Source organism: Achromobacter agilis, from assembly GCF_900496965.1.
Lineage (GTDB): Bacteria > Pseudomonadota > Gammaproteobacteria > Burkholderiales > Burkholderiaceae_B > Achromobacter > Achromobacter agilis.
The window spans coordinates 27,205-53,697 of the sequence record NZ_UFQB01000027.1 but is presented as its reverse complement, the minus strand read 5'-3'; the positions used below and the strand labels follow the sequence as shown (position 1 = coordinate 53,697).

The following is a 26,493-nucleotide window of genomic DNA, read 5'->3' as shown; positions in this document are numbered from 1 at the left end:
GGCGCAAGACCTGGACGGGGCCGGGGTTCGGGTGAGCGGACTGGGAGTGGAGCTAGGGAGGTGGCCGCCTTTTTCGCGTCTGTGGCCGGGTAAGACGTCCAGTCCGCTCAGTGCAACCGCGGCTCGGCGCAAGGGGCGGCGCCTGCGCGCCGCCCGCTCATGCCGGCGCTTTAGAAGCGGTGGCGAATACCCACCATGGCCACGGTGCTCTTCACGCCATCGGTGAACGCGAAGTTGGTGGCGTACGAACCCAAGGCGTACAGGTTGGTGCGCTTGGACAGGTTGTAGGTATAGCCCAGGCTATAGACGTTCATGGTGGCGTCGTCGCCGGTCAAGGCATCGCTGTCCGGATCGGCGCGCTGCCACGAGGCCAGGATGTTGCTGGCGCCGCCGAGCGGCACGCTCAGGCCGACCAGGTACGAGCTGGCCTTGAAACCCGAAACCGCCACGTTGGTGCCGAAGCCCTTGGCTTCGGGGCTGCCGCTGCCGAAGGCGTTGGCGCCCTGGCCCGTGAACCAGCCGTCGCGGGTCTGGCCGTAGGCCAGCGCCAGCTTCAGCACTTCGAAGTCATAGGAACCTCCAACCATCCACGACTTCGGCGTGGCGTCCGTGCCCAGCTGGTTCGCGGGATTGAGCTGGTCGTAGGTCACGGCGACGTTCACCGGGCCGCTCACATAGCGCAGGCCGGTCGTGATGGCGCGCGTGTTGTCGGCCGTCCTGAAGCCGGTCTGCGCAGCGGTCGTGTCGGCGGCGTTGAACGAATAGCCGATGCCGAACTGTACGCCGCTGAACGACGGGGTCGAGTACTGCACCATGTTGTCGTAGCGGACCGTGTTGGCGGCGCTGAAGGCCACGCCCACGTTGGCCTGGCCGTAGCTGCCGCCGAACGGATCGATCGCGGCGAAGTACTTCGACGCGATGTTGGTCTGGCGGCCCAGCTCCAGCAGGCCCCACGAATTGCTCTTCAGGCCGATGGTGGCCTGGCGGCCGAACAGGCGGCTGCTCTGGCCCGATTGGCCGTTGGCCGAATTAAAGCCGCTTTCCAGCGTGAACACGGCGCTCAGGCCGTCGCCCAGGTCTTCTGCGCCGCGCAGGCCCCAACGCGAACCGCTGGAAACGCCGTTGACCATACCTACCTTGGATTCATGGTAGTTGTCGCCCTTGATGCGCTGATAGCCCACGCCGGTATCGATCAGGCCGTACAGCGTCACCGAGGTTTCCGCCTGCGCCGCTGCGCCGAACGTGGCCAGAATGGCGGTGGCGAACAAAGTCTTTTTCATTGCAAATTCCCGTTGATTGAACAGACATGGCCGGTTGGCTCGCATCGCGGGCGGCGCGCCCGGCACATGGCAAGAAGGGATTCTAGGGACGCAATGTGTCAATCCGTGAAAAACAAGACCGGATATTCCCTAACCGCGAAATTCCGGGCGTATTGTGGCGCCGGGCCGACACGCCGCAAAAAAACCGCTGCGCACGCATGGCTGCAATGTTCCTGTGCCGCGTCTGCCCGCCTAGCCTCTCCCGCCGGCACCGCCAATGAAAATCGCCCCTTGTGGGGCGATTTTCGTTTTGTCTCCTGCCTTCCTCGGCGACGCGTCGGAAACGCGCCGCCGTATCGGAATCACGGATAGAGGCCGCGCACCTGGCGCGCCTGCAGGATCCGCGTGCAAGCAACGATGAACGCCGCCGTGCGCAGGGTGACCTTGTGCTCGCGGGCCACTTGCGACACCGCCGCATAGGCTTCGCGCATGAGGCGCTCCAGGCGCTGGTTGATCTCGTCCTCGCTCCAGAAGAAGCTGGAGAAGTCCTGCACCCATTCGAAATAGCTGACCGTCACGCCGCCGGCATTGGCCAGCACGTCCGGCACGACGTACACGCCGTGCTCGGCCAGGATGTCGTCCGCCTCCGGCGTCGTCGGGCCGTTGGCGCCTTCGACCACGATCTTCGCGCGCACCTTGGGAGCGTTCGCGGCGGTGATCTGGCTTTCCAGGGCGGCCGGGATCAGGAATTCGGTTTCCAGCGTCCAGAACTCGTCCTTGTCCATGGCCTGGCCGCCGGAGAAGCCGCCCACGCCGCCATGCTGCGACACATGCGACAGCAGCTTGTGCACGTCCAGGCCTTCGGCGTTGTGCACGGTGCCGGTATGGTCCTGCGCGGCGATGACCTTGGCGCCCGCTTCATGGAACAGGCGGGCGGCGGTGCCGCCCACGTTGCCGAAGCCCTGCACGATCACGCGCGCCTTCGACACATCGATGTTCAGGTCCCGCGCGGCTTCGCAGCCCACGACGAACACGCCGCGGCCCGTGGCTTCGACCCGGCCCAGGCTGCCGCCCAGCGCGATCGGCTTGCCGGTGACCACGCCGGTGGCGGTGGCGCCTTCGTTCATGGAATACGTGTCCATCATCCAGGCCATGGTCTGGGCGTTGGTGTTCACGTCAGGAGCGGGAATGTCTTTGGCCGGGCCGATGATGACGCCGATTTCCGAGGTGTAGCGGCGCGTCATGCGCTCGAGTTCGGATTGCGACAGCTTGCGCGGATCGACGCGCACGCCGCCCTTGGCGCCGCCGTAGGGCAGGTTCACCGCGGCGTTCTTGATCGACATCCAGGCCGCCAGCGCCATCACTTCGGACAGCGTGACATCCTGGTGGAAACGCACGCCGCCCTTGCCGGGGCCGCGCGAGGTGTTGTGCTGGACGCGGTAGCCCTCGAAGTGCGCGATGCTGCCGTTGTCGAGCTCGATCGGCACGTCGACGATCAGCGAACGCTTCGGACGCTTCAGGGTTTCAACCCACCGCGCCAGAGAACCGAGATACGGGGTAACCCGATCGACTTGTTGCAGGTAATTACCCCAGGGGCCGAGTTCCTCGGCATTCAGATACGACGGCAAGGCATGGGTGGGAGTTTGAGACATGAGCACGCTCTCCTGACTAAGTTGCGCCATTTTATCCGCGAAAAATATAGCGTCCCTAATTTAAAAGAAAAATATTTAAATAGGGACACATATGTGTTGCAGACATCGAACGGGTCACAAGCCCGGCCCTACATGTCGTCCTATCCTAAGCCGCCCGCCCGCCTGCGTCCAGCCCTCCCGGCGCGATGCCGCCCCTGCCCCGCCGCCATGCAAAAGGGGCGGTTTCCCTATGGGAACCGCCCCTCATTCACCATGCCCGCGGCCGCTCAGCGCGCGATCAATTGCCAGGCCAGGCGCGCGGCCGCGCGGGCGCCGTGGCCGTCCACGTCGAAGCCCGGGTTGTACTCCGCCATGTCGGCCAGGCGCAGCTTGCCGCTGGCCTTGACCCGCAGGACGATCTCCTCGATCACCGCCAGCGGCACCCCGTAAGGCGCGGGCGCCGATACGCCGGGCATGACCGCCGCGGGCAGCACATCCAGGTCTATCGTCAGGTACACGTGGGCGGCTCGTTCGAGCAAGGCGTCCACATCGGCCAGTCGGGCGTCCAGATGGCGCTCCTGCATGTCGCGGTCTTCGGTCCAGAACGCCCCGATCTCGGCCGCCCGCGCATACAGCGCGGGCGTATTGGCCAGCCGCGACACGCCCAGGCAGGCATATTGCAGGGGCTGGCCCTGCGCCTCGCAGTAGCGGGCGATCTGGTCGAATGGCGTGCCGGAACTGCCCGGCCGCCCCGTACGCAGGTCGAAATGGGCGTCCAGGTTCAGCACCAGCACGGGCCCTGCATCGCCGCGCGACTGCAGCCAGCGGGCCAGGCCCTGGAAACTGCCCCAGGCGATCTCGTGCCCGCCGCCCAGCACTACCGGCCGGCCGCCCTGTTCCAGCAACTCGGCCACGCGCAGGCCCAGGCGTTCCTGGGCGTCTTCGAGCTGGTCGCCCTCGCAAGCCACATCGCCCGCGTCCAGCAGGCGCGACAGGCCGTGCGCGGGCAATCCCGCCAGGAATTTCCGGATGCCGGCGGGCCCGCCGGCGGCGCCCACGCGGCCCTGATTGCGGACCACGCCCGCATCGCAGGCAAAGCCCAGCAATACCGCCTCTCCCTGGAACTGGCCGGCGGCGGGCTCGACGATGTGCGCCAGACGGCGCGTATCGCCCTGCTCCGCGCTATCGTCGCGGGCCTTCCAGAGTCGTTTGTCCAATTGCCCAGCGCTCATGCGGCCGCTCCCGGCGACGCATTCAGCACCGCCTGGAGGAATTCGCGGGTGCGCGGCTCGCGCGGCTGGCTGAAAATCACCTCCGGCGAACCGGATTCCAGGATCACCCCGCCGTCCATCACGGCAACGACGTCGGCCACGTCCCGGGCAAAGCCCATTTCGTGCGTCACGACCATCATGGTCATGCCCTCCCGGGCCAGCAGCTTCATGACCTGCAACACTTCGCCCACCAGCTCTGGATCCAGCGCCGAGGTCGGCTCGTCGAACAGCATGACCTTGGGTTGCATGGCCAGGGCGCGGGCGATCGCCACGCGCTGCTTCTGGCCGCCGGACAGGCTGGCCGGCATGGCGGACATCTTCTGCGCCAGGCCGACCTTGGCCAGCAGATCGGCCGCCAGCGCGTTGGCCGCTTCGCGGCTCATGCCGCGCAGCTTGCGCGGACCGATGGTCACGTTGTCAAGCACCGACAGGTGCGGGAACAGGTTGAAGCCCTGGAACACCATGCCCACCTGCATGCGCAGGTGGTTCAGCTCGGCTTCGGGCAGCAGCTTGCCGTTGTCCTGCAGGGTCTGCCCGCAGATTTCCACGGTACCGCCCTGGGATACTTCCAGGCCATTGCAGCAGCGCAGCAAGGTGCTCTTGCCCGAGCCGCTGGGCCCGATCACCACCACCACCTGCGAGGGCAGCACGTCGAAATCGATGCCGCGCAGAACGGCGTGGTCGCCGTAGGATTTTTGCAGGCCGCGGATGCGGATCATTTCTTGCGGGGCCGCGGCCCCCTTCGTGGCGGCGTTCATTGCACCATCCCTCCCGCGCGCAAGCGATGCTCGACCTTGCGCAACACCAACATGGTGACCGTGGTCAGGACCAGATAGATCAGCGCCACCACCAGATACGTTTCCAGCGAGCGATACGACACGCTGATGATTTTCTGCCCTTCGTGCATCAGGTCATGGATCGTCAACAGCGATACCAGGGCCGAATTCTTGATCAAGGCGATGAACTCGTTGCCCAGCGGCGGGATCATGCGCACAACGGCCTGCGGCAGCACGATGTTGCTCATCGCCTGGCCGGACGACATGCCCAGCGAGCGCGCCGCTTCGGTCTGGCCGCGGTCCACGGACTGGATCGCGCCGCGCACGATTTCCGACACATAAGCGCCGGAGTACATGCCCAGGCCCAGCACGCCGCAGGCGAACGCCGGCAGCGTCACGCCAAAATGCGGCAGGCCGAAGAACCAGATGAACAACTGCACCAGCAGAGGCGTGCCGCGGAACAGCAGCAGGTAGACGCTGCACAGGTTATAGATGACGTAGCGCCGGGGGTTAAGCCGGCCCACGCCCACCAGCAGACCGATGATGCACGCCAGCAGCAAGGCCCCGGCGGTCACCTCGACGGTGACCGCCGCGCCGTTCATCAGCGCGCCGAAGTCGGCAAAGACGGGGGAGAAATCCAGGTTCATTTCGCGGGCGCCTCGAACCACTTGTTCACGATGGCCTGGTAGCTGCCGTCGGCCTTGAGCTTCTGCAGCGCGGCGTTCAGTTCACGGGTCAGTTCGGGCTTGTTCTTGGGCACGGCGATGCCATAGTCCTCGGTCGTGATCTGCTCGTTCAGGACGGTCAGGTCCGACGTGCTTTGCGCGAACAGCTTGGCGGCGGGCTTACCCGTCACGGCGGCTTCGGCACGGCCGATCTGCACCAGGTTAAACATCTCCTGGTTCTTCTCGACTTCCACGCGCTGCACCGACGGATAGTGTTCCTTCAGGTAGTTGACTGACTTGGTGCCGACCTGCACCGACACCTTGCGGCCGTCGAGATCCTTCAGCGTCTTGATCGGACCGTCCTTCTTCGTCATGACGACCAGGCCGCCCGCGTAGTAGGGATCGGTGAAATCCACGACCTTGGCGCGCTCGGGCGTGATGTAGATGGCGGACACCGCGATGTCGGCGCGGCCGGCCTGCAGGGCGGGGATCAGGCCCTTGAAGTCGATGTCGATCCATTCGATCTTCTTGCCCATCGCGCCCGCCAGGGCTTCGACCAGCTCGATGTCGAAGCCGGTGCGCTTGCCGTCCTTGACGAACTCCATCGGCGGGAAGGTGGCGTCGGTGACGGCGCGGATGGTTTCCTGGGCGTGCGCGGAACCGGCGCTCCAGGCCAGGCCCAGGGTAAGGGCGGCGGTCAGCAGTGTGCGGCGAGTGGTCATGGTGGGTCCTATGGAAAAGGGAGACTGCGATCGATTGGGGGCGGGTACAGCGTGGAATTCTGGGAAAGCGTGAACGGCCGCGGCTAGCGGAATCAATGAACCTGCAATTTCGCCGAGATGCGCCGGGCGGCCGCCACGGTCATCTCGATAAAGGCATCCGGCCGCTGCGCGGCGCGGGTGGATGGGGCCATCAAGGTGATCGACGCGACGGCCTGGTTGGCGCGCTGGAAGATCGGCACGCTGACGCCCCAGACGCCGGCATCGACCTCGCTGTCCGTCACGGCGTAGCCCTGCTCGCGGATCGCGTCCAGCTCCTTGCCCAGCCGCGCGGCATCCATGCCGGCCTCGGCCGCCAGGTAGGCCAGCGCCGCCTGCAGGCGGGCCAGCGGCATAAAGGCCAGCAGCGATTTGGCGGAAGCGCCGCGCGCCAGCGGCAGGCCGCGCCCCTTCGTGAAGGAACAGCGCAGCGGATGCTGGCTTTCGACCATGTCCAGGCACACCGCCTGGTCCTTGACCGCGACCAGCAGGCCGATGGTTTCGCCCGACGCGGCGGCAAGCGCTGCCATGTCGGGCTGCGCTTCGTGGATCAGGAACGAGGACTGGTCGAAGCCCCAGGCCAGTTGCACGCACAGCGGCCCGGGCCCGTACTCGCCGTCATGCTCGGCGACGAACCCCCAGCGCTTGAGCAACGCCACCTGCCGGTACAAGGTGCTCTGCGCCAGGCCGGTTTCTTCGGCCAGCGCGGCGATGCTGAGCGGGCCATCATGCCGGGCCAGGGTGGCCAGCACATACAGCACGCGATCCGCGCCCGCCCCGACTGATTGATCCGCTTTCAACATCTGGCTCCAAGATAACGAAGCGCAGATTATCAATTTATGGTTTTAATCTATGTTTTTATTCCCGAATTTTGAGAATAATTCGGGAAAACCCCCAAGTTGGGTCGAAAAAAAAGCGCCCGAGGGCGCTAGGGAAACTCATCGGAACAGGGAAAATTGGCGCCCAATCGGACGCCGCATCCCCCGCGCTCAAGGCGTGGCGGGCTCGTCGTAGTTGTTCAGCTTCACACCCGATACGCCCTTGACGGCAGACGACGGCGCGGGAGCCGGGGCCGCTGCTGGCGCCTGGGCTTCTGCCGGAGCCGGAGCCGGAACGGCGGCGGACTCTGCGGCCGAACCCGCCGGAACGGCGGCGCGGTGCTTGCGGCGGGCCTCGTCCTGCTGCGCGATCAGCGTGTCCAGTTGCGCCCCCAGCGCCGTCGACTTGCCGGTGCGCGCCCAATCGGCGGCCGTCTGGCCCTTGGTATCGTGCGTGCCCACGTCCGCGCCCGCCTTCAACAGCAGGTCCACCATGGGCTTGCGCCCCGACAGCGCCGCCATCATCAGGGGCGTCTCGCCGTTGGGCGCGGGCGCGTTCGGCATGGCGTGCTGCGCCAGCAGCATGCGCGCCATCTCCATCTGCCCCTTCGAGGCCGCATAGTGCAGCGGCGTCCAGCCCAGCCGGTTGACCTGTGCCCCGCGCGCGATCAGTTTTTTCGCCCTTTCGGTCTGGCCGGCGATCGCCAGGTACATCAGCGGCGTCTCGCCCGCGGGGTTCTCCGCGTTGACGTCGGTGCGCTTGTCGGCCGCGAGCACGTCGAAGACTTTCCAGGCGCCGTCGACCACCGCGCGCATCAGCGCCGGCTGGCCATTCTTGTAGCGCACGTTAGGATCCGCACCCTGCTTGAGCAAGTCCCGGATGTCGTCCGGATAATCGTTGGCGACGTAGACCCACCAATCGCCGGGATTGGCCGCCTGCGCCGCCGGCGCGGCCAGCCCGACCGCCAGGGCCAGCAGCGCTCCCCGGCAGCACGACAACACGGCCCGATGGGCGGAAGCGACACTGTTAGCCATGGATATCCTAGAATTAACTTTAGTTAAAACACATTAGATTATTTCTTTATCTTATTGAAAAGACGGAAGAAATTATCAGTTGAAGCGCGCGCCACATCGGCAACGGGTATGCCCCGCAGGTCCGCGATCTTCTCGGCCACGTGTATCACCTTGGACGGGTCGTTCAGCTTGCCGCGGTACGGTACCGGCGCCAGGTACGGCGAATCGGTTTCGATCAGCAGCCGGTCCAGGGGCACTTTGGCGGCCACTTCGTGCACCACCTGCGCGTTCTTGAACGTGACGATGCCCGACAGCGAGATGTAGAAATTCTGGTCCAGCGCGGCCTGCGCCACCTCCCAGTTTTCGGTGAAACAGTGCATCACGCCGCCGACCTCGGCCGCCTTCTCTTCGCGCAGCATGCGCACCGTATCCTCGGCGGAGGCGCGGGTATGCACGATCAGCGGCAGCCCCGTGTCGCGGGCAACGCGGATATGGCGGCGAAAGCGTTCGCGCTGCCAGTCCAGCGGCTCCGACAGGCGGTAGTAGTCCAGCCCGGTCTCACCGATGGCGACGACCTTGGGATGCGCGGACAGCCGCGTCAGTTCTTGCGCGGTAGGGTCCGGCGTATCTTCGTAGTCCGGGTGCACGCCCACCGAGGCCCACAGATTCGCCTGCGGTTCGACGAGCGCCATCAGGGACGGCCATTCCGGCATGTTGACGCTGACGACCAGCGCGTGGGTCACCTGGTTGGCGGCCATCCGGTCAAGAATGGCCGGCAGATCGGCGGCAAGCTCGGGGAAATTCAAATGGCAGTGGGAATCAACGTACATGGTGAATCTGGATGAAAGTGCCGCGGCGCCTCGCCCGCGGCCGGGCAAAGCGCCGCCGGATCAAGGGCTTACGCCTGGCAGGATAGCACCACGCGCTGCAGGGCGGCGTGGGCGAACAGCTTGGCGTTGAGGGGGTGCGTGGCCAGCGCGCGCTGGCGCGTGAGCCAGCGCGCGGACTCGGCCACCCGGGCCGCGTTCATGCGCGCGGCGACTTGCGCGACGTTGCCGGCCAGGGCCGGGAAATAGCGGGCGGGAGCGCCCGCGCCGGCCAGCATCAGGTCGGTGTACAGCCGCTGCAGGGCATCGATCCATTCGCTGGCCGCCACTTTTTCCAGGGTCTCGGCCAAGGTACCCACGTCGGGCGCCTGCCCGTTCGCGAGCGGCCCGACCAACTGCGCCAGCCAGGGCGGGCACGCGGCCTCGCCCGACTGCGCCAGGCGCAGCGCGGCCAGCGGCGCCCCGCCGGCCGCCGCAAGCCATTCCCGCGCGGGCTCGACGTTCTGTTCGCGCAGCCACTGCAGCGCGGTGTCCGGATCCGGCGCCGGCAACGGCAAACGCCGGCAGCGCGACACCAGGGTCGGCAAAAGGCGGTCCGGCGCATCCGCCACCAGCAGGAAGACCGTATGCGGCGGCGGCTCCTCCAGCACCTTGAGCAAGGCGTTGGACGACACTACGTTCAGGGCATGGGCCGGATACAGGAGCGCCACCCGCCACCCGCCGCGGTGCGTGGCGGTGTTGAACCAGGATTCCAGCGAACGGATCTGGTCGATGCGTATTTCCTTGGAGGGCGCGCGCTTGGCCGTGCCGGCGGCCGGCTCGGCGTCCTCGGCGGACTCGGCGGCGTCCGCCCCCTCTGCCAGGGCCACGGCTTCGGGCCGGATGCGGCGCAAGTCGGGATGGTTGCCGCTGGCGAACCAGGCGCACGCGGCGCAATGACCGCAGGCCAGCCCGTTCTGGGGCGTTTCACATAGCAGGGCGGCGGCCGCGGCGACGGCGAAATCCAGCTTGCCGATGCCGGCCAGCCCGTGCACCAGCCAGGCATGCGCGAAGCGGTCGCGGTTGCCCAGCCAGGCGCGCGCGGTCTCCATCTGCCAGGGAAGGAATTGCGGCGCGCCGGACGCGGCGGACGGCGCGCTGTCGGAGGAACGGGCCGCGCTCATGCGGCCTGCCCCAGGAGTTCACGCAGCCCCGCCTCGAGCCCGGCGCGGACTTCGGCGATGGACTGCGTGGAATCGACGATGCGGATGCGGCCGGGATTGGCGGCCGCGCGCGCGTGATAGGCCTCGCGGGTGCGTTCGAAGAACGCCGCGCCCTCGCGCTCGAAGCGATCGGGTTCGCGCGCGTCGGCCAGCCGCGCCCTGGCCACTTCAAGCGGCACGTCGAAGAGCCAGGTGCGGTCGGGCTGGCCCGCCTGCATCCATTCTTCCAGCACGGCGACGCGCTCGGCGCCCAGGCCGCGCCCGCCGCCCTGGTAGGCGTAGGAGGCATCCGTGTAGCGGTCGCACACGACCCAGGCCCCGCGCGCCAGCGCCGGTTCGATCACCTGGCGGACGTGTTCGCACCGGGCGGCGAACATCAGCAGGGTTTCGGTATCCAGCCCCATCGGGTCGGCCAGCAGCAAGGCGCGCAGCTTTTCGCCCAGCGGCGTACCGCCGGGCTCGCGGGTGGACACCACGTCAAGGCCCTGCGCGCGCAGGAAATCGGCGATCCAGACGGTGTGCGTGCTCTTGCCCGCGCCGTCCACGCCTTCCAGCGTAATGAAACGTCCACGCGAGGTCATTGGTCTTGTCCTTGTGCTTGTTCTTGCGACGGGCTCGGGTCGCCGGCAGGCGCCGGGCTCGACGGCGAGGTGGGCGCCGGACTGGGAGCCGGGTTGCGGCTCGGCGCCGGGCCCGAACTCTGCCCCTGCCCCAGGATGTAGCGCGATACGTTGCGATTGTGCTCGGACAGACTGACCGAGAATTCACTGGTGCCGTTGCCACGCGAGACGAAGAAGAGGAACTTGTGCTGCTCGGGCTGCACCGCCGCCAGCAGCGCCGCACGGCCGGCCGCCGCGATGGGCGTCGGGGGCAGGCCCGGACGCGTATAGGTATTCCAGGGCGTGTCCGTCTGCAGGTCGCGCTTGCGGATCCGCCCCTGGTAGGCCTCGCCCATGCCGTAGATCACGGTCGGATCGGTCTGCAGCAGCATCCCGACCTTCAGGCGGTTGGTGAACACGCCGGACACGCGGCGGCGGTCGGGACCGTGGCCCGTTTCCTTTTCGATGATAGACGCCAGCACCAGCGCTTCGTAGGGCGTGCTCACGGGCAGATCCGATTGGCGCTTGGCCCAGGTGTCCTGCAGGATGCGCTGGCCTTCCTGGTACGCGCGGCGCAGCAGGTCGAAATCGGTGCTGCCCGGCGTGAAGATATAGGTGTCCGGGAAGAACAGGCCTTCCGGTTGCTTGATATTGGAGCCCAGGCGCTCCATCAGTTCCTCGTCGGTGACCTCGCCCAGCGTCTGCTTGACGTCCGGGTTGGCGCGCAGCGCCTGGCGGATCTGCCGGTAGGTCCAGCCTTCCAGGAAGGTGATCTGCCGCTGCGTCATGTCGCCGCGGGCCAGCCTTTCCAGCAGCCGCCAGGGCGTATCGCCATTGATCGCCTGGTAACCGCCGGCCTTCATCTGCTTGTCCAGTTCGGACAGGCGCGCCATCCACACGAAACCGGGCTCCCACATCGGCACGCCGGCCTCATTCAGCGCGCGCGCAACCGTGCGCGGGCTGCTGCCCGGATCCACCACGAAATCGATCTTGTCGGCCGGCAGCTGCATGGGCTTGTTCATCCAGTACCAAGCAGCGCCTACCGTGGCGGCCGCAGCCAGCACGATGAGCAGGAAAGACCACAAGACGAAAAAAAAGAGTCGCTTCTTCATAAGTGTCGGAAGTTTAATTGATCGCGCGGACCTGTCGCGCCAAAAGAGGGGCCGGAGCGCTCCGGCCGCCCCTTTGCACGGCGGGGGCATGGCCCTGCCTGAAGGGGAACACGGCTATCATCTGCACTTTGATGACGCGATAACCCCGCCGCCATGCATGCTTTCCATTCTTCGATCCCCGCGCGCGCCGAAGGTTGCGCCCAATGCGCGCCGCTGGACGATTTCCTGGTTTTCTCCGCCTCCGGCGCCGATGCCCTGACCTTCCTGCACGGCCAGCTAACTCAGGACGTCACCGGCCTGCCGGCCGATGCCGCCCGGCTGGCGGGCTACTGCACCGCCAAGGGCCGCCTGCTGGCCACGCTCGTGATGTGGCGCGCGGCGCCCCCTGACGCGGACGACGCGCCCCAGCTTTACGGCTTGGTCCGCCAGGACCTCGCCCCAGCCTTGATCAAGCGCCTGTCGATGTTCGTGCTGCGCGCCAAGGTCAAGCTGGCGGCCACGCCGCTGCACGTGGCCGGAGTGCTGGCAACCGCCGAACAGGCCGCCGCGCTGGAAGCGGCGGCTGGCTCCCTGCCGCGCACGCCCTGGCAACGCGCCGACCTGCCTTCGGGCACCTGGATCGCCGCCCCCTCCGCCGATGCCCGCCTGCGCTGGTGGTGGATTGCCTCGGACGAACAGCTGGAACAAGCCGCCGCGCTTGCCGGCGTGCTGGGGCTCGCGCCGGCCGCCCAGTGGCATGCGGCCGACCTGGCCGCGGGCATTCCGTGGATCACCACGGCCACCCAGGACGTTTTCATTCCACAGACCGTCAACCTGGACCTGATCCAGGGCGTCAGCTTCACCAAGGGCTGTTATCCGGGCCAGGAAGTCGTGGCGCGCAGCCACTACCGCGGCACGGTCAAGCGGCGCATGGCATACGGCACCATCGCCGACGCGGCCGCCCAAGGCGCGGCGCTGGCCGGGGTCGATGTGTACGATGCCGCCCAGCCGGGCGAACCCACTGGCCGGATCGTAGATGCCGCCAGCGAGCAAGGCGTGGTCTCGGTGCTGTTCGAAACGGCATTGGCCGCCCTGCCGGCAGGCGATCTGCGGCTTGGCGCCGCCGACGGCCCGCGCATTGCCGCCGCCCCGCTGCCCTATTCCATCACCCCGTAAGCCGCCCCGCCGGGGCCTCCCGCGTCCGCGCGGGAACTGGCCGGCGGGCGCTAGACGGCCACGCCGAACAGCGCGCCCACCATCGTGGTCGCGGCCATCGCCAAGCCCCCCAGGACCGTCACGCGCAGCGCGGCGGGCGCCCTGGGCGCGCCGCCCGCCCCCGCGGCCAGGGCGCCCAACCCCGCCAGGCAGACCACCGACGCGCCGATGACCCAGCCGATCAGCTGCGGCACGGGCGCCAGGGTAGCCACCAGCAGCGGCAGCGCCGCTCCCCCCGCGAACGACGCGGCCGAAGCCACCGCGGCCTGCACCGGCCGTGCGCGATTGTGGACGGAAATACCCAGTTCGTCGCGAGCATGCGCATCGAGCGCATCGTGGCTGGTCAGCTGACGCGCCACCTGCGTGGCCAGGTCCCGGGTGAGGCCCCGTCCCACGTAGATATCGATCAGCTCGGCCAGTTCCTCGGTGGAGTTGCGCTTGAGCGACCGTTGCTCCAGCCGCAGGTCCGCGGCCTCGGTGTCGGCCTGCGACCGCACCGATACATACTCGCCCGCCGCCATCGACAGCGCGCCGGCCACCAGCCCGGCCAGGCCCGAAGTGAGGATGGCGCCATGCGTGGCCTGCGCGGCCGCGACGCCGGTAATCAGGCTGGCCGTCGACACGATACCGTCGTTCGCGCCGAGCACAGCCGCGCGCAGCCAGTTGCTGCGGAAAATCCGATGATGTTCTCTAGGAGGCATTGCCAACTCTGCACATGCAACACGTGACGAGCCGCGCGGCGGGGCCGCCACCATGGACGGATCCGCCGCGCGCGGGATTCAGCGCGGTGTCACGCGCACCGCGGTAAGCAAGCCTATCACGCAAAGGGTGGCCTGCTCGCCCTCGTATGCATGCATTTCGACCTGGCAGATCGACAGGCGCTTGCCGGGCTTGACCACGCGGCCGCTGGCGACGTAGCGGTCACCCTTGGCCGGCGCCAAGAAGTTCATCTTGAATTCCGACGTCAGCACGTCCTCGCCCGGCTCGAACAGCGTGTAGGCAGCATAGCCGCCAGCGCTGTCCGCGATCGTCGTGGAGATGCCGGCGTGCAGGAAGCCGTTCTGTTGGCAGAGGTCGGCCCGGTACGGCAGGACGATGTCTACCCGCCCGGGCTCCACCACGCCCAGGCCCGCGCCCAGCAGGGCCATGATGCTCTGCCGGTCGAAGCTGGCCTTGACCCGGGAAGCCGGGCCTTCTGATGCCTGGAACTGCGCCATGTCAGTCCTGCTCGCGCTTGACGAGGTTGACGATGCTGGAGAAATCCAGCCTGCCCGACCCGCCCGCGCTATGCAGGGAATAGAGATTGCGCGCCAGTTCGCCCAGCGGGATCGAGGCCCGCGCCGACAGGGCCGCCTCGGCCGCCAGACCCAGGTCCTTCAGCATCAGGTCCACGCCGAAGCCGCCCGCATAGCCCTTGGACGCCGGGGTGTGCTCCATCACGCCGGGCCAGGGGTTGTAGAGTTCGGTCGCCCAGTTGCGGCCCGAACTCTTGGCGATGATGTCCGACAACACCTTGGGATCCAGCCCATTGGCCACGCCCAGCGCCAGCGCCTCGGACGTGCCCGCCATCAGGATACCCAGCAGCATGTTGTTGCAGATCTTCGCCACCTGGCCAGCGCCAGCCGGGCCGGCGTGGAAGATGTTCTTGCCCATTTTCTCCAGGACCGGACGGGCGCGCTCGAGCGCCTCGGCCTGGCCGCCGACGATGAACGTCAGCGTGCCGGCGGCCGCCCCGCCGGTGCCGCCGGAGACCGGCGCGTCGATCATGGTGATGCCGCGCACCTCGGCGGCCTGGGCCACCTTGCGCGCCGAATCCGGCGCGATGGTGCTGCATTCGATGACCAGCGCCGAGGACGGGATCTTGCCCAGCAGGTCCTCGCCCAGGTACAGCCCCTCCACGTGCTTGCTGGCCGGAAGCATGGAAATCACCACCTCGGCGCCCTTGACCGCCTCGGCGGCGGAAGCCGCGGCCTTGGCGCCGGCGTCGGTCAGCCCTTTCACGGCCGCCGGCACGAGGTCGAAGACCGTCAGGCTATGGCCGGCCTTGACCAGATTCAATGCCATGGGCGCGCCCATGTTGCCCAATCCGATAAACGCGATACTGCTCATGATGTCTTGTCTCCTGTTGCCAATGCTGTAGGTATGGAATCATCGTGTACTGCGTAATGGGCGCCGGCGCCGCCCCGGACGGGCTATCGCCCTTCCTTGCCCAGGTCCGCAAGCGGATGGGGCTCGCCTTCGGGCCAGGGTTCGTCGAAGAACTTCTGCACCCAGGCGTCGGTGGCCATGTCCATCACCGCGGGATTCCAGCGCGGCTTCTTGTCCTTGTCGATCAGCAGCGCGCGGATGCCTTCCGCGAAATCGCCATGCGCCGTGCAGGCCAGCGCCGCGATGTATTCGGCGCGGAACACATCGTCCAGCGAGCGCAGGCGCATGCGCTGCTGCAGCGCGAACGACAGGCGCACCGAGCCCGGCGAACCCGCCAGCATCGTCGACGCCGCTCGCGCCAGCCAGGGATCCTCGTGGTCTTTCAGCGCGGCCAACTCTTCATAAATATCGTCCAGCCGGTTGCCGCTGCACAGGCTGTTGATCAGGAACGAATGCTGGCGCAGGTGGCCGCCCTCGAGCGGCGCCCGCGGTTCCAGCGCCGTCAGGGCGCGGCGCAGCAGGCCGTCGTTGATCGAGCGCGGGGGAATGGCGTCTTCGGCGGCGCCCGACACCTGGCCGGCCCAGGGCTGTTCCTCGAGCGAGGCGAGCAGCTTGGGCCAATCCTCGTAATTCAGGCGGAAATCCGCCAGGCCGGCGAAAAAGGCGTCGGCCGTATTCATCTGCGCGCCGGTCAGCGCCAGGAACAAACCGATCCGGCCTGGCATGCGGTTGAGCAGCCAGCTGCCGCCGACATCCGGGAACAGGCCGATAGTGACCTCGGGCATCGCCAGGCGCGAGGCCTCGCTGACCACGCGGTGGCTGGCTCCCATCATCAGGCCGATCCCGCCGCCCATGACGATGCCGTGCCCCCAGCACAGCACGGGCTTGGGATAGGTGTGGATGCGATAGTCCAGCCGGTATTCGTGCTCGAAGAAGCGCCGCGCATAGGCGTTGCTCCAGCCGGACTTGCCCGTGTTCTCTTGCATGCTGCGGTAAAGCCCGTGCAGGTCGCCTCCGGCACAGAATGCCTTTTCGCCGGCGCCCTGCAGAACCACCAGGGCCACGCCCGGGTCATTCGCCCAGGTATCCAGCTGCGCGGCCAGGAGGTCCACCATTTCCAGCGACAGGCCGTTCAGGGTCTGCGGCGAGTTCAGCGTCGCGATCCCGAAGCGCATTCCATTGGCAGCGGCTTTTTCTTCGAACAGCACCGGTGCATTCATCGTATGTCGGCTCCTTTTTCCAACAATTGGCGGGAAATGATCACTCGCATGATCTCGTTGGTTCCCTCCAGAATCTGATGAACGCGAGTATCGCGCACCAGACGCTCCAAGGGATAGTCCCGCAAGTATCCGTAGCCGCCGTGAATCTGCTGCGCATCCAGGCAGATCTGGAACCCCATGTCGGTGGCGAAGCGCTTGGCCATCGCGCAGTAGGTCGCCGCGTCGGGCGCGCCCGCATCCAATTTGCAGGCCGCCAGGCGCACCATCTGGCGGGCCGCCACCAGGTGCGTGGCCATGTCGGCCAGCTTGAATTGCAGCGCCTGGAATTCGGCCAGGCGCCGGTTGAACTGCCTGCGCTCGTCCATGTAGCGCCGGGCGGCGTCCAGCGCCCCTTGCGCGGCGCCCACGGAGCAGGTGCCGATATTGATGCGGCCGCCGTCCAGGCCCTTCATGGCGATCTTGAAGCCCTCGCCTTCCTGGCCCAGCATGTTGGCGGCGGGCACGCGGACGTTCTCGAACGTGATGGGGCGCGTGGACTGGCTGTTCCAGCCCATCTTCTCTTCCTTGCGTCCGTAGCCGATGCCTTCGCTGTCGGCCGGGATGGCGAAGGCGCTGATGCCGCCCGCGCCCTCGCCCCCGGTGCGCGCCATGACCACCAGCAGGTCGGTGTCGCCGCCGCCCGAGATGAACGCCTTGGCGCCATTGACGATGTAGTCATCGCCCTCGCGCTGCGCGCGGGTGGACAGGGAAGCCGCGTCGGAACCCGCGCCCGGCTCGGTCAGGCAGTACGAGGCCAGCTTCTGGCCGCTGGCCAGCAACGGGCCCCAGGCTTCGCGCAGCCCTGGCTGCCCCCACTTGCCCACCATCCAGGTGGCCATGTTGTGGATCGTCAGGAACGCCGTGGTGGACGGGTCGACCGCCGCCATTTCCTCGAACACCAGGGTGGCGTCCAGGCGCGGCAGCCCCAGGCCGCCGATGTCTTCGCTGGCGTAAATGGCGCAGAAGCCCATCTCGCCCGCCCGGGCGAAGGCCTCGCGCGGGAAGATGCCCTCGGCGTCCCAGTGCGCGGCGTGGGGAGCCAGCTCACCCTCTGCGTAATCGCGCGCGGCCTGCGCGAACGCGCGCTGCTCGTCGGTCAGTTCCAAGTCCACAGCCTGTCTCCTGTTGTAGTCGGTATTGTCTGTTGGCGTTGCTGCCGTCTCGTGAACGCCAGCATACCGATTTTGGCATGACGTTGACGTAAACGTAAATCCGTAACGACGTTTATGTTACGCCCGAAGCGCCGGCGCGATTTGTCTTACCCGCGACAATGTGTTCCGGGGGCCCTTGCCGGGCCGCGAACTACAGCAGGCCGGCCGGACGGATGCGGCCGTTCCTGGCCGTCTTGGCGCGGCGATGCTCCGCGCGGCGCCGGCGCGATTCCTTGGGGTCGAAGCTGAGGCCGCGATAGATCTCCACGCGGTCGCCGTCGGCCAGCCGGGCCTGGGGTTCGGTGGCGCGGCCGAAAATGCCCACGCCGCGCTCCCAGGGCTGCACGATCGGGAAGGCATCGCCGAAGCCGCTCTCGGCCAGCGCGTCCGCCACGGTGGCGCCGTCGGGCAGGTTCAGCTCGCGCAACCAGACGTGGCCCGGCAGCGCATAGCAGACGCTGACGCGCAATGGCCGCGGCGGGGACGGCTCATTCGCCATACTTGGCCTGCGCGCGCTTGGTGAAGGAATCGATAAAGCTGGTGGCAATGCGGTTGAACACCGGCCCCACCACCATTTCGAGCGCCCGGTTGGAAAACGCGTATTCCATGGTGAACAGCACCTTGCAGGCGTCTTCCGCCAACGGCTGGAACTCCCAGTGCCCCACCAGGCTGGAGAACGGACCATCCACCAGTTCAAGGTCGATCCGGTCGGGATAGGCATGGGTGTTGCGCGTAGTGAAGCGCTGCTTCATCCCCGCGAAGCTGATCAGAATGGACGCCTGCATGCCGTGCTCGTCCCGCGTCTGCACCTCGGCGCCGCCGCACCAGGGCATGAACTCGGGGTACTTCTCCACGTCGGCGACCAGGTCGAACATCTGGGCGGCACTGTAGGGCACCAGGACGGATCGTTGTACTTTGTGCATCGGCTATCGCAAATGGCTAGAATGGCAGGATTTTACCAAGGGTATGTCCCGCCCCCGAAGCGCTGCGCGCTTCCCCCTCAAGGGGCGCCGCTGGCGGACCGGCGAAGCCGGATCCGCGCGGCCCCGAGTAGAGGCCCATGCAGGCGGCTACGCAGCATGAACTCAGAAGCCCGTCCCAAAACCAACCGGCGGCGGGCTCCGACGACACGTACAAAACAGGCTTTATGAGCATTATCGACAACCGCAAGGCCACGCACGACTATTTCATCGAAGACCGCTACGAGGCCGGCCTGGTGCTGCAAGGCTGGGAAGTCAAGGCGATCCGCGATGGCCGCGTACAGCTCAAGGAAAGCTACGTCATCGTGCGCGATGGCGAACTCTACCTCCTGGGCATGCACGTCAGCCCCCTGCCCACGGCCTCCACGCACATCCACCCCGATGCCATGCGCACGCGCAAGCTGCTGCTCAAGGCCGAGGAAATCAGCAAGCTCATCGGCAAGGTCGAACAGCGCGGCTATACGCTGGTGCCGCTCAACCTGCACTACAAGAACGGGCGCATCAAGCTGGACTTCGCGCTGGGCCGCGGCAAGAAGCTGTACGACAAACGCGACACCTCGCGCGAAAAAGACTGGCAGCGCGAGAAAGAGCGCATGATGAAGCACGACACCCGCGCCCCGCGCCGGAGCAAGGACGACTGATTCAGGCGGCCGTCGGGAGCAATTGGCGGTCGGCATCCCCGCCCGGCCCGACGATCCCGTTGCGCCCCCTGGCCTTCGCCGTATAGAGCTTGCGGTCGGCCCGCTCGAAAAACGCCTGCAGGCTCTCGCCGGGTATCCAGTTGGCCACCCCGGCGCTGAACGTATACGAAATGGTGCTGCCGCCGTGTGAACACGGCGTGCGCCGCACCGAATCCAGCAGCCGGCCGGCCACCTCCATGACCGCATCGCTGCGCAAGTCGGGAAACAGCACGGCGAACTCCTCTCCGCCCACGCGGCCCACGTGGTCGCCGGTGCGCAGCGTGGCGGTGGCCAGCAGGCCGAAATGGCGCAGCACGGCGTCCCCCGCGGCATGCCCATGGGTATCGTTGATGCGCTTGAAATGGTCGATATCCAGCAATAGCATCGCCAGCGGCCGCCGCGTGCGCAGCGCCTGCGCGCAATAGCGTTCGGCCTGCAGCCACCACGCCTTGCGCGACATCAGGCCGGTCAGGAAATCCGTATTCGCCTCTTGCTCGCGATCCGCCAGCATGCGGTCGTGGATGATCATGATGGTGCCCAGGGTCAGGCAGGGCATGGTCAGCACGCCCAGCGTCATGAACGCGATATTCCAGGCAGTAGGCAGCAGCAGCGCCTGCGGCGCCGCGATACCGAGCAGGTAGACCACGGCGCGCGCGGCGCAGACCACGGCCGACACGAACGCCACCACGCGGACGAAATGGTAGCTATAGCGCGACCGGTTCATCGGCATGCCATGCCCCACGGTCACGGCGATCGCCAGCATGAAGCCGGTCATCAGCGCCGACATCGCCACCATGCGGGCCCCGATCCGGGGCTCGATATACGTATAGGCGGCCAGCACCAGCAGCGTCGCCCCCGAGGCCAGCGCCATGAAATGCCGGGGCACGGGCCGGCCGACCAACCTGCACAGGCCTGCGTAGTACGCGCACAGGGCCAGCGCAACCGCCGTATTGGCCAGGATCACCGACAGGAACAGAGGCGCGCCGGTGGCCTGGAACGCGAAGGCGCCGAATGCCAGCAGCGTCAGCAGATTGGCGCAAATCGCTTCTTTGATGCCCGCCATGCCGCTGCGGGCCAGCGACCCGAGCACGCACAGCGCAAGCACTCCCGCCAGCGCTGCCACCAAGAGCAAGTTAACGGGAGCGATCATCGTCCGGGCGCCCGCGGGCGCGATTGTCAGCTGTTCCGGGTGGACTTCACGATGGTCATGGCGGAGGCGATCATGCCGCCCACATCCGCCAGGTTGGCCGGCAGGATCAGCGTATTGCCTTCCTTGGCCACGTTGCCGAACGCCTCGACGTAGCGCTCGGCCACCTTGAGGTTCACGGCTTCCATGCCGCCCGGCTGGCGCACCGCGTCGGCGACTTGCGTAATGGCCTTGGCGGTGGCCTCGGCGATCGCGAGCACCGCCGCGGCCTCGCCCTGGGCCTGGTTGATCTGCGCCTGCTTCTCGCCTTCCGAACGGGCGATCGCGGCTTCGCGTTCGCCCGTGGCGATGTTGATCTGTTCCTGGCGGCGGCCTTCGGATGCCGCGATCAGTGCGCGCTTTTCCCGTTCGGCGGTGATCTGCGCCTGCATCGAACGCAGGATCTCATTGGGCGGTGTCAAGTCCTTGATTTCGTAGCGCAGGACCTTCACGCCCCAATTCAGCGCGGCCTCGTCCAGCGACGACACGATGTTGCTGTTGATCGAATCGCGCTCTTCGAACGTGCGGTCCAGCTCCATCTTGCCGATGACGGAGCGCAGCGTCGTCTGGGCGAGCTGCGTGATGGCCGAGATGTAATTCGACGAACCGTAGGAGGCGCGCATCGGATCCGTGACCTGGAAGTACAGCACGCCGTCCACCTGCAGCTGCGTGTTGTCGCGCGTGATGCAGACCTGGCTGGGCACGTCCAGCGGGATTTCCTTGAGCGAATGCTTGTACGACACGCGCTCGATGAACGGGATGACGAAACCCGCGCCCGGCGACAGGACCCGGTCGAACTTGCCCAGGCGCTCGACCACCCAGGCATGCTGCTGGGGCACGATGGCGATCGCCCTGATGACGATCAGTATCGCCAGCGCGACGACGACGAGCAGGACGATGGTGGAAGTATCGATCATGATTCGGAGCCTCTCCTTCTGGTAAGTACGTTCGCAGAGCCTGCCCGGACGGCCTCGGCGCCTGCTGCCGGCCTCGCCTGCGGCGGACCGGCGCTGCTCATGCCGATCCGGGCGTGCCCTTGGGGGTCAGCACCAGGATCGAGCCGCGCATTTCGGTAATGGTCTGTTCGCCGGCCTGCGGCGCCTGCCCCTGGGCCAGCTCGGCCTGCCAGTGCGCCCCGCGGTACCAGACGCGCGCCGTGCCGTTCTCGGACCAGGCCTCGACCGAGACGGTCTGGCCGATGTCCAGGTTGACGTCTGCATTGCTGGCCGAGTCGACCTCGCGCTTTTTCAGGACACAGGTCTTGCGCAGGATAAGCAGGCCCAGCAGCAGCACCACGCCGCAAGCCACGAGTTCCCACTCGAGGCCGGCGCCGAACCATGCGGCCACGCCCCCTGCCGCAAGCCCCAGGGCCACCAGCAGCAAATAGAACGTTCCCGTCGCCAATTCGCCGATCAGGGCCAGCGCGGCCAGTCCCAGCCATATCCACATAGTCTTCGTTCGCCCGAAAGGATGAGTTCCTGTGCCGGATTGTACGTATTTCCGGGACGGAACGGTAAAGACGTTGTGCTTCAAGGACAATAGCGCTGGATTATGATGTGCGCTGGCGGTGGCGATCCATCAGGACCCGGCGCCCGTACCTATTTACGCAAAGCCCCCAATGACCGCTGCAATTCCTTCCGCCCTTCCCGTCCTGATCCTGCACACCGGCGATCCGGACGATACGCTCAAAAGCCAGTTCGGCGGCTATGCCGACCAGCTTGCCCAGGCCGCGGGCCTGACGCCCGACGCCATGGAAATCGTGGCCGTGCACGAAGGCCACCGGCCGCGGCCGCCGGCCAGCTATCGCGCCGCGCTGATCACGGGTTCTCCCGCGATGGTCACCGACAAGGAGCCCTGGAGCGAACACACCGCCGCCTGGCTGCGCGAAGCCGCCGCTGCGGAGTTGCCCATGTTCGGCGTCTGCTACGGCCACCAGTTGCTGGCCTATGCCCTGGGCGGCAAGGTGGGCTATAACCCCGCCGGCCGCGAAGTCGGCACGCAAACGGTGGAATTGCTGCCGCCCGCCGCCGGCGACAGGCTGCTGGCGGGCCTTCCGCCCACCTTCCCGGCCCAGATGCTGCATGCGCAGACCGTGCTGCAGCCGCCCCCCGGCTCCGCCGTGCTGGCCCGGTCGGATCTGGACGAACACCAGATGATCCGGATCGGCCGCAACGTATTCTCCACCCAGTTCCACCCTGAATTCGGCCCCGACTTCATCCGTGCCCACCTCGAGCGTTTCGGGCGCCGCTACGCCGCAGAAAACCTGGACGTGCCGGGCCTGTCCGCCAACGTGCGCGCCACGCCCGTGGCGGGTGGCCTGCTGCGCCGCTTCCTGGACACCTACGCTTCCGCCTAGGCCGGTTCCGGCCCTGGCCCGCGCAACAACCGGAGTGCAGCAGACGGCTGGCCTTGAGACGATACGGTCAAGCGCAGAGTCCGCGCACCGTCAGGAGTCCCTTATGAACCACGCCGCCGCCTCTTTGAGCAAACAGCACGCCGCCGCCGTCGAGCGCGCCTGCCGCGCGCTGGAGTCCGAGCAGCCGCCAGACCTGGCCACGCTGGCCGAGCAGGCCGGCATGAGCCGGTTTCATTTCCATCGCGTCTTCAAGGCGGCCACGGGCGTCACCCCCAAGGCCTATGCCACTGCCTTGCGCGCCAACCGCGCGCGCCAGCGCCTGGAGCAAAGCGCCAGCGTCACCGACGCCATGTACGACGCCGGCTTCAATTCCAGCGGACGCTTCTACGAAGCCGCACCCGCCATCCTGGGCATGACGCCCACCGCCTTCCGCAAGAACGGCGCGGGCGTGGACATCCGCTTCGCGGTCGCCCAATGCTCGCTGGGCGCCCTGCTGGTGGCCGCCAGCGATACCGGCATCTGCGAGATCGCTCTGCACGAAGACCCGGAGCAGCTCGTCCGCGACCTGCAGGACCGCTTCAAGGCGGCGCGCCTGATCGGCGCCGACGCGCAATTCGAAAGCTGGGTGGCCTCCGTGGTGGGCTTCGTCGAAGATCCTTCGCGGGGTCTGGACCTGCCCCTGGACGTGCGCGGCACCGCCTTCCAGCGCCGCGTCTGGGAAGCGCTGCGCGAGATCCCCGTGGGCGAGACGGCCACCTATACCGATATCGCCGAACGCATCGGCTCGCCCCGGGCCGTGCGCGCCGTGGCGCGCGCCTGCGCCACCAACAACATCGCCCTGGCCATCCCCTGCCACCGCGTGGTGCGCACCGACGGCTCCCTGGCCGGCTACCGCTGGGGCATCGACCGCAAGCGGGAATTGATTGCGCGGGAGGCGTTGGCGGCGTAGCGGATTGTTGGCTCGAGAGGTGTCAGACACCCGGGCAGGCCGGCGTCAGCCGGCCGGCAATCTCGTACGGGTGTCAGACACCGGGTGTATGGCGCTTGTGTCTGACACCCCTACGAGACGCCCGCGCATACAAGATTGGCCTGCCCGGGTGTCTGACACCCAACAAAAAAACCCCGCGCCCTCCCGGACGCGGGGTCTTTCAGATCGGGAACCCGATCAGTTCTTGGCCAGGCGCTGCCAGGTATCGACAACCGTGTCCGGGTTAAGCGACATCGACAGAATGCCCTCGTCCTTCAGCCACTGCGCGAAGTCCGGGTGATCGCTGGGGCCTTGGCCGCAGATGCCCACGTACTTGTTGGCGGCCAGGCAAGCCTTGATCGCGCGGCGCAGCATGAACTTCACGGCCTCGTCGCGCTCGTCGAAGTCGGCGGCCAGCAGTTCCATGCCGGAATCGCGGTCCAGGCCCAGCGTCAGCTGGGTCATGTCGTTCGAGCCAATGGAGAAGCCGTCGAAGTACTGCAGGAACTCGTCGGCCAGGATGGCGTTGGACGGCACTTCGCACATCATGATGAGCTTCAGGCCGTTCTCGCCGCGGGCGAGGCCGTGCTTGGCCAACAGGTTCACCACCTTCTCGGCCTGGCCGAGGGTGCGCACGAAGGGCACCATGATCTCGACGTTGGTCAGGCCCATGTCGTCGCGCACTTTCTTCAGCGCCTCGCACTCCATGCGGAAGCACTCGGCGAAGTCCTCGGCAATGTAGCGCGACGCGCCGCGGAAGCCCAGCATGGGGTTCTCTTCCTCGGGCTCGTAGCGCGAACCGCCGACCAGCTTGCGGTACTCGTTGGACTTGAAGTCCGACATGCGCACGATGACGGGCTTGGGATAGAAGGCGGCGGCGATGGTGGCCACGCCTTCGGCCATCTTCTCGACGAAGAACGCGCGCGGGCTGGCGTGCCCGCGGGCCGCCGATTCCACGGCCTTCTTCAGTTCGCCGTCGACATTCGGATAATCCAGCACCGCCTTCGGGTGGATGCCGATGTTGTTGTTGATGATGAATTCCAGGCGCGCCAGGCCGACGCCGCCGTTCGGGATCTGGGCGAAGTCGAACGCCAGTTGCGGATTGCCCACGTTCATCATGATCTTCAGATCGATGGCGGGCATCTCGCCGCGGCGCACTTCCTCGACCTCGGTTTCGATCAGGCCGTCATAGATGCGGCCTTCGTCGCCCTCGGCGCAGGACACGGTCACGGCCTGGCCTTCCTTCAGCACGTCGGTGGCGTTGCCGCAACCCACGACCGCCGGAATGCCCAGCTCGCGCGCGATGATGGCCGCGTGGCAGGTACGGCCGCCGCGGTTCGTCACGATCGCAGAAGCGCGCTTCATCACGGGCTCCCAGTTGGGGTCCGTCATGTCGGTGACCAGCACGTCGCCCGGCTGGACCTTGTCCATGTCGGAGATGTCGCCGACCACGCGCACGGGGCCCGAACCGATTTTCTGGCCGATCGCGCGGCCGGTGATCACGACATGGCCGGTGGCCTTCAGGCGGTAGCGCTGTTGCACGTCGGAGGCGCCCTGCTGCGACTTCACGGTTTCCGGACGCGCCTGCAGGATGTAGATCTTGCCGTCCACGCCGTCGCGGCCCCATTCGATGTCCATGGGACGGCCGTAGTGCTTCTCGATGATGACGGCATAGCGGGCCAGTTCGTTGACCTCGTCGTCGGTCAGCGAGTAGCGATTGCGCTCGGAAACGGGCACGTCCACCGTGCGCACGGCGCGGCCTTCGGGACGCTCCGGATCGAATTCCATCTTGATCAGTTTGGAACCGATGCGGCGGCCCACGATCGCGAAATGGCCCTGGGCCAGCGTCGGCTTGAAGACGTAGAACTCGTCGGGGTTGACGGCGCCCTGCACCACGGTTTCGCCCAGGCCGTACGACGAGGTGATGAACACCACGTCCTGGAAGCCCGATTCGGTGTCGATGGTGAACATCACGCCGGCGCTGCCCTTGTCGGAACGCACCATGCGCTGGATGCCGGCCGACAAGGCGACGTCGGCGTGGGCATAGCCCTTGTGCACGCGATAGGAAATGGCGCGATCGTTGTACAGCGAGGCAAACACGTGGCGGATCTTGTCCAGCACGTCGTCGATGCCGACCACGTTCAGGAAGGTTTCCTGCTGGCCGGCGAACGAGGCGTCGGGCAGGTCTTCGGCCGTGGCGGACGAACGCACGGCGAACGAACCCTTGCCGTCGGCGTCGAGCTTGGCGAAGGCGTCGCGGATCTGCGATTCGAATTCGGCCGAGAACGGCGCATCGACGATCCATTGGCGGATCTGCGCACCGGCGTTGGCCAGCTCGCGAACGTCTTCGGGGTTCAGCGTGCTCAAGCGCTCAGCGATGCGCTTGTCCAGGCCCGAGGCCTTCAGGAAGTCGCGGAAGGCATCCGCGGTCGTGGCGAAGCCGCCCGGCACGCGGACTCCCGCGCCAGACAGCTGGCTGATCATTTCGCCTAGTGATGCGTTCTTGCCTCCTACCGAGTCCACGTCCGTCATGCGGAGCTGCTCGAACAAAACAACATACGACATTGAAGTCACCTTTTACAATGGAATGAAAGCGAGTTTGGTCAATGCGTCAGGGAGCTGGATCACAGCCCCAAATCT

General features: G+C 66.9%; 27 protein-coding genes. 4 read left to right on the top strand and 23 right to left on the bottom strand.

The window, feature by feature from the left end:
• Positions 1–170 precede the first annotated feature (170 nt).
• From AGI3411_RS25155 to mltG, 12 genes are all read right to left on the bottom strand, one after another.
• Positions 171–1,280, bottom strand: coding sequence for a porin (locus AGI3411_RS25155; protein WP_129530049.1), 1,110 nt, complete (start codon positions 1,278–1,280; stop codon positions 171–173).
• A 341-nt stretch (positions 1,281–1,621) separates the two neighbouring features.
• Complete coding sequence (locus AGI3411_RS25150) at positions 1,622–2,911, bottom strand: Glu/Leu/Phe/Val family dehydrogenase (protein ID WP_129530048.1); 1,290 nt, start codon at positions 2,909–2,911, stop codon at positions 1,622–1,624.
• Positions 2,912–3,177: 266 nt separating this feature from the next.
• The gene (gene hutG / locus AGI3411_RS25145) at positions 3,178–4,122 is read right to left on the bottom strand and encodes a formimidoylglutamase (protein ID WP_129530047.1); all 945 of its coding nucleotides are present in this window, start codon (positions 4,120–4,122) and stop codon (positions 3,178–3,180) included.
• Positions 4,119–4,880 carry an amino acid ABC transporter ATP-binding protein gene (locus tag AGI3411_RS25140; RefSeq protein WP_165359268.1) on the bottom strand — a complete coding sequence of 254 codons (762 nt, stop codon included), beginning with the start codon at positions 4,878–4,880 and terminating at the stop codon, positions 4,119–4,121. Before AGI3411_RS25140 ends, hutG begins: the two co-directional genes overlap by 4 nt.
• A gap of 35 nt (positions 4,881–4,915) precedes the next feature.
• Positions 4,916–5,584: an amino acid ABC transporter permease gene (locus AGI3411_RS25135; protein WP_129530045.1), complete on the bottom strand. Its 669-nt coding sequence runs from the start codon at positions 5,582–5,584 to the stop codon at positions 4,916–4,918.
• The gene (locus AGI3411_RS25130) at positions 5,581–6,324 is read right to left on the bottom strand and encodes a transporter substrate-binding domain-containing protein (RefSeq protein WP_129530044.1); all 744 of its coding nucleotides are present in this window, start codon (positions 6,322–6,324) and stop codon (positions 5,581–5,583) included. Before AGI3411_RS25130 ends, AGI3411_RS25135 begins: the two co-directional genes overlap by 4 nt.
• 92 nt (positions 6,325–6,416) lie before the next feature.
• Positions 6,417–7,163 carry an IclR family transcriptional regulator gene (locus AGI3411_RS25125; RefSeq protein WP_129530043.1) on the bottom strand — a complete coding sequence of 249 codons (747 nt, stop codon included), beginning with the start codon at positions 7,161–7,163 and terminating at the stop codon, positions 6,417–6,419.
• A gap of 186 nt (positions 7,164–7,349) precedes the next feature.
• A complete protein-coding gene (locus tag AGI3411_RS25120; RefSeq protein ID WP_129530042.1) occupies positions 7,350–8,213 on the bottom strand; it encodes an ankyrin repeat domain-containing protein in 864 nt (287 codons plus the stop codon).
• A gap of 38 nt (positions 8,214–8,251) precedes the next feature.
• Positions 8,252–9,022 carry a TatD family hydrolase gene (locus tag AGI3411_RS25115; RefSeq protein ID WP_129530041.1) on the bottom strand — a complete coding sequence of 257 codons (771 nt, stop codon included), beginning with the start codon at positions 9,020–9,022 and terminating at the stop codon, positions 8,252–8,254.
• 68 nt (positions 9,023–9,090) lie between these two features.
• Positions 9,091–10,182 carry a DNA polymerase III subunit delta' gene (gene holB / locus AGI3411_RS25110; protein ID WP_129530040.1) on the bottom strand — a complete coding sequence of 364 codons (1,092 nt, stop codon included), beginning with the start codon at positions 10,180–10,182 and terminating at the stop codon, positions 9,091–9,093.
• A complete protein-coding gene (gene tmk, locus AGI3411_RS25105; protein ID WP_129530039.1) occupies positions 10,179–10,802 on the bottom strand; it encodes a dTMP kinase in 624 nt (207 codons plus the stop codon). The genes holB and tmk overlap by 4 nt, the downstream gene beginning before the upstream one ends.
• A complete protein-coding gene (gene mltG / locus AGI3411_RS25100) occupies positions 10,799–11,932 on the bottom strand; it encodes an endolytic transglycosylase MltG (protein ID WP_129530038.1) in 1,134 nt (377 codons plus the stop codon). The genes tmk and mltG overlap by 4 nt, the downstream gene beginning before the upstream one ends.
• A gap of 153 nt (positions 11,933–12,085) precedes the next feature.
• Here mltG and ygfZ point away from each other — a divergent pair, with 153 nt between their 5' ends.
• Positions 12,086–13,087: a CAF17-like 4Fe-4S cluster assembly/insertion protein YgfZ gene (gene ygfZ / locus AGI3411_RS25095; RefSeq protein ID WP_129530037.1), complete on the top strand. Its 1,002-nt coding sequence runs from the start codon at positions 12,086–12,088 to the stop codon at positions 13,085–13,087.
• A gap of 50 nt (positions 13,088–13,137) precedes the next feature.
• On the opposite strand, the gene AGI3411_RS25090 is transcribed toward ygfZ, so the two are convergent.
• The 7 genes from AGI3411_RS25090 to AGI3411_RS25060 all read right to left on the bottom strand — a co-directional run bounded on the left by AGI3411_RS25090 (position 13,138) and on the right by AGI3411_RS25060 (position 18,607).
• The gene (locus AGI3411_RS25090) at positions 13,138–13,827 is read right to left on the bottom strand and encodes a VIT1/CCC1 transporter family protein (protein WP_129530036.1); all 690 of its coding nucleotides are present in this window, start codon (positions 13,825–13,827) and stop codon (positions 13,138–13,140) included.
• A 78-nt stretch (positions 13,828–13,905) separates the two neighbouring features.
• Positions 13,906–14,343: a PaaI family thioesterase gene (locus AGI3411_RS25085; protein ID WP_129530035.1), complete on the bottom strand. Its 438-nt coding sequence runs from the start codon at positions 14,341–14,343 to the stop codon at positions 13,906–13,908.
• Position 14,344: 1 nt separating this feature from the next.
• On the bottom strand, positions 14,345–15,235 hold the full coding sequence (gene mmsB / locus AGI3411_RS25080) for a 3-hydroxyisobutyrate dehydrogenase (RefSeq protein WP_129530034.1): 891 nt from the start codon (positions 15,233–15,235) through the stop codon (positions 14,345–14,347).
• A gap of 83 nt (positions 15,236–15,318) precedes the next feature.
• On the bottom strand, positions 15,319–16,494 hold the full coding sequence (locus AGI3411_RS25075; protein WP_129530033.1) for an enoyl-CoA hydratase/isomerase family protein: 1,176 nt from the start codon (positions 16,492–16,494) through the stop codon (positions 15,319–15,321).
• Positions 16,491–17,645, bottom strand: a complete 1,155-nt coding sequence (locus AGI3411_RS25070) for an acyl-CoA dehydrogenase family protein (protein WP_129530032.1) — start codon at positions 17,643–17,645, stop codon at positions 16,491–16,493. Before AGI3411_RS25070 ends, AGI3411_RS25075 begins: the two co-directional genes overlap by 4 nt.
• A 190-nt stretch (positions 17,646–17,835) precedes the next feature.
• Positions 17,836–18,183 carry an RnfH family protein gene (locus AGI3411_RS25065; protein WP_129530031.1) on the bottom strand — a complete coding sequence of 116 codons (348 nt, stop codon included), beginning with the start codon at positions 18,181–18,183 and terminating at the stop codon, positions 17,836–17,838.
• A complete protein-coding gene (locus AGI3411_RS25060) occupies positions 18,173–18,607 on the bottom strand; it encodes a type II toxin-antitoxin system RatA family toxin (RefSeq protein ID WP_042793335.1) in 435 nt (144 codons plus the stop codon). The genes AGI3411_RS25065 and AGI3411_RS25060 overlap by 11 nt, the downstream gene beginning before the upstream one ends.
• A gap of 224 nt (positions 18,608–18,831) precedes the next feature.
• Between AGI3411_RS25060 and smpB the strand changes: the two genes are divergently transcribed.
• Complete coding sequence (gene smpB, locus AGI3411_RS25055; RefSeq protein ID WP_129530030.1) at positions 18,832–19,305, top strand: SsrA-binding protein SmpB; 474 nt, start codon at positions 18,832–18,834, stop codon at positions 19,303–19,305.
• A 1-nt stretch (position 19,306) separates the two neighbouring features.
• On the opposite strand, the gene AGI3411_RS25050 is transcribed toward smpB, so the two are convergent.
• From AGI3411_RS25050 to AGI3411_RS25040, 3 genes are all read right to left on the bottom strand, one after another.
• Positions 19,307–20,494: a GGDEF domain-containing protein gene (locus tag AGI3411_RS25050; protein ID WP_129530029.1), complete on the bottom strand. Its 1,188-nt coding sequence runs from the start codon at positions 20,492–20,494 to the stop codon at positions 19,307–19,309.
• A gap of 26 nt (positions 20,495–20,520) precedes the next feature.
• On the bottom strand, positions 20,521–21,447 hold the full coding sequence (locus AGI3411_RS25045) for an SPFH domain-containing protein (protein ID WP_129530028.1): 927 nt from the start codon (positions 21,445–21,447) through the stop codon (positions 20,521–20,523).
• 97 nt (positions 21,448–21,544) lie between these two features.
• Positions 21,545–21,979 (bottom strand): NfeD family protein, encoded by a 435-nt coding sequence (locus AGI3411_RS25040; RefSeq protein ID WP_129530027.1) that lies wholly within the window; start codon positions 21,977–21,979, stop codon positions 21,545–21,547.
• Between the two features lie 169 nt (positions 21,980–22,148).
• Between AGI3411_RS25040 and AGI3411_RS25035 the strand changes: the two genes are divergently transcribed.
• Positions 22,149–22,886: a glutamine amidotransferase gene (locus AGI3411_RS25035; RefSeq protein WP_129530026.1), complete on the top strand. Its 738-nt coding sequence runs from the start codon at positions 22,149–22,151 to the stop codon at positions 22,884–22,886.
• Positions 22,887–22,989: 103 nt separating this feature from the next.
• Positions 22,990–23,835, top strand: coding sequence for a bifunctional transcriptional activator/DNA repair enzyme AdaA (locus AGI3411_RS25030; RefSeq protein ID WP_129530025.1), 846 nt, complete (start codon positions 22,990–22,992; stop codon positions 23,833–23,835).
• 216 nt (positions 23,836–24,051) lie between these two features.
• Here AGI3411_RS25030 and ppsA read toward each other — a convergent pair whose 3' ends face one another.
• Positions 24,052–26,418, bottom strand: a complete 2,367-nt coding sequence (gene ppsA, locus AGI3411_RS25025; RefSeq protein WP_129530024.1) for a phosphoenolpyruvate synthase — start codon at positions 26,416–26,418, stop codon at positions 24,052–24,054.
• Positions 26,419–26,493 lie beyond the last annotated feature (75 nt).

Bases quoted from the DNA above. Each gene is read 5' to 3' on its own strand.
- AGI3411_RS25115 (WP_129530041.1), bottom strand. From the start codon at position 9,022: ATGTACGTTGATTCCCACTGCCATTTGAATTTCCCCGAGCTTGCCGCC.
- mmsB (WP_129530034.1), bottom strand. From the start codon at position 15,235: ATGAGCAGTATCGCGTTTATCGGATTGGGCAACATGGGCGCGCCCATG.
- AGI3411_RS25075 (WP_129530033.1), bottom strand. From the start codon at position 16,494: ATGAATGCACCGGTGCTGTTCGAAGAAAAAGCCGCTGCCAATGGAATG.
- AGI3411_RS25125 (WP_129530043.1), bottom strand. From the start codon at position 7,163: ATGTTGAAAGCGGATCAATCAGTCGGGGCGGGCGCGGATCGCGTGCTG.
- ppsA (WP_129530024.1), bottom strand. From the start codon at position 26,418: ATGTCGTATGTTGTTTTGTTCGAGCAGCTCCGCATGACGGACGTGGAC.
- tmk (WP_129530039.1), bottom strand. From the start codon at position 10,802: ATGACCTCGCGTGGACGTTTCATTACGCTGGAAGGCGTGGACGGCGCG.
- AGI3411_RS25030 (WP_129530025.1), top strand. From the start codon at position 22,990: ATGAACCACGCCGCCGCCTCTTTGAGCAAACAGCACGCCGCCGCCGTC.
- AGI3411_RS25050 (WP_129530029.1), bottom strand. From the start codon at position 20,494: ATGATCGCTCCCGTTAACTTGCTCTTGGTGGCAGCGCTGGCGGGAGTG.
- hutG (WP_129530047.1), bottom strand. From the start codon at position 4,122: ATGAGCGCTGGGCAATTGGACAAACGACTCTGGAAGGCCCGCGACGAT.
- AGI3411_RS25065 (WP_129530031.1), bottom strand. From the start codon at position 18,183: ATGGCGAATGAGCCGTCCCCGCCGCGGCCATTGCGCGTCAGCGTCTGC.
- mltG (WP_129530038.1), bottom strand. From the start codon at position 11,932: ATGAAGAAGCGACTCTTTTTTTTCGTCTTGTGGTCTTTCCTGCTCATC.
- AGI3411_RS25140 (WP_165359268.1), bottom strand. From the start codon at position 4,880: ATGATCCGCATCCGCGGCCTGCAAAAATCCTACGGCGACCACGCCGTT.
- AGI3411_RS25090 (WP_129530036.1), bottom strand. From the start codon at position 13,827: ATGCCTCCTAGAGAACATCATCGGATTTTCCGCAGCAACTGGCTGCGC.
- AGI3411_RS25130 (WP_129530044.1), bottom strand. From the start codon at position 6,324: ATGACCACTCGCCGCACACTGCTGACCGCCGCCCTTACCCTGGGCCTG.
- AGI3411_RS25120 (WP_129530042.1), bottom strand. From the start codon at position 8,213: ATGGCTAACAGTGTCGCTTCCGCCCATCGGGCCGTGTTGTCGTGCTGC.
- holB (WP_129530040.1), bottom strand. From the start codon at position 10,182: ATGAGCGCGGCCCGTTCCTCCGACAGCGCGCCGTCCGCCGCGTCCGGC.
- AGI3411_RS25035 (WP_129530026.1), top strand. From the start codon at position 22,149: ATGACCGCTGCAATTCCTTCCGCCCTTCCCGTCCTGATCCTGCACACC.
- AGI3411_RS25060 (WP_042793335.1), bottom strand. From the start codon at position 18,607: ATGCACAAAGTACAACGATCCGTCCTGGTGCCCTACAGTGCCGCCCAG.
- AGI3411_RS25085 (WP_129530035.1), bottom strand. From the start codon at position 14,343: ATGGCGCAGTTCCAGGCATCAGAAGGCCCGGCTTCCCGGGTCAAGGCC.
- smpB (WP_129530030.1), top strand. From the start codon at position 18,832: ATGAGCATTATCGACAACCGCAAGGCCACGCACGACTATTTCATCGAA.
- AGI3411_RS25135 (WP_129530045.1), bottom strand. From the start codon at position 5,584: ATGAACCTGGATTTCTCCCCCGTCTTTGCCGACTTCGGCGCGCTGATG.
- AGI3411_RS25045 (WP_129530028.1), bottom strand. From the start codon at position 21,447: ATGATCGATACTTCCACCATCGTCCTGCTCGTCGTCGTCGCGCTGGCG.
- AGI3411_RS25155 (WP_129530049.1), bottom strand. From the start codon at position 1,280: ATGAAAAAGACTTTGTTCGCCACCGCCATTCTGGCCACGTTCGGCGCA.
- ygfZ (WP_129530037.1), top strand. From the start codon at position 12,086: ATGCATGCTTTCCATTCTTCGATCCCCGCGCGCGCCGAAGGTTGCGCC.
- AGI3411_RS25040 (WP_129530027.1), bottom strand. From the start codon at position 21,979: ATGTGGATATGGCTGGGACTGGCCGCGCTGGCCCTGATCGGCGAATTG.
- AGI3411_RS25150 (WP_129530048.1), bottom strand. From the start codon at position 2,911: ATGTCTCAAACTCCCACCCATGCCTTGCCGTCGTATCTGAATGCCGAG.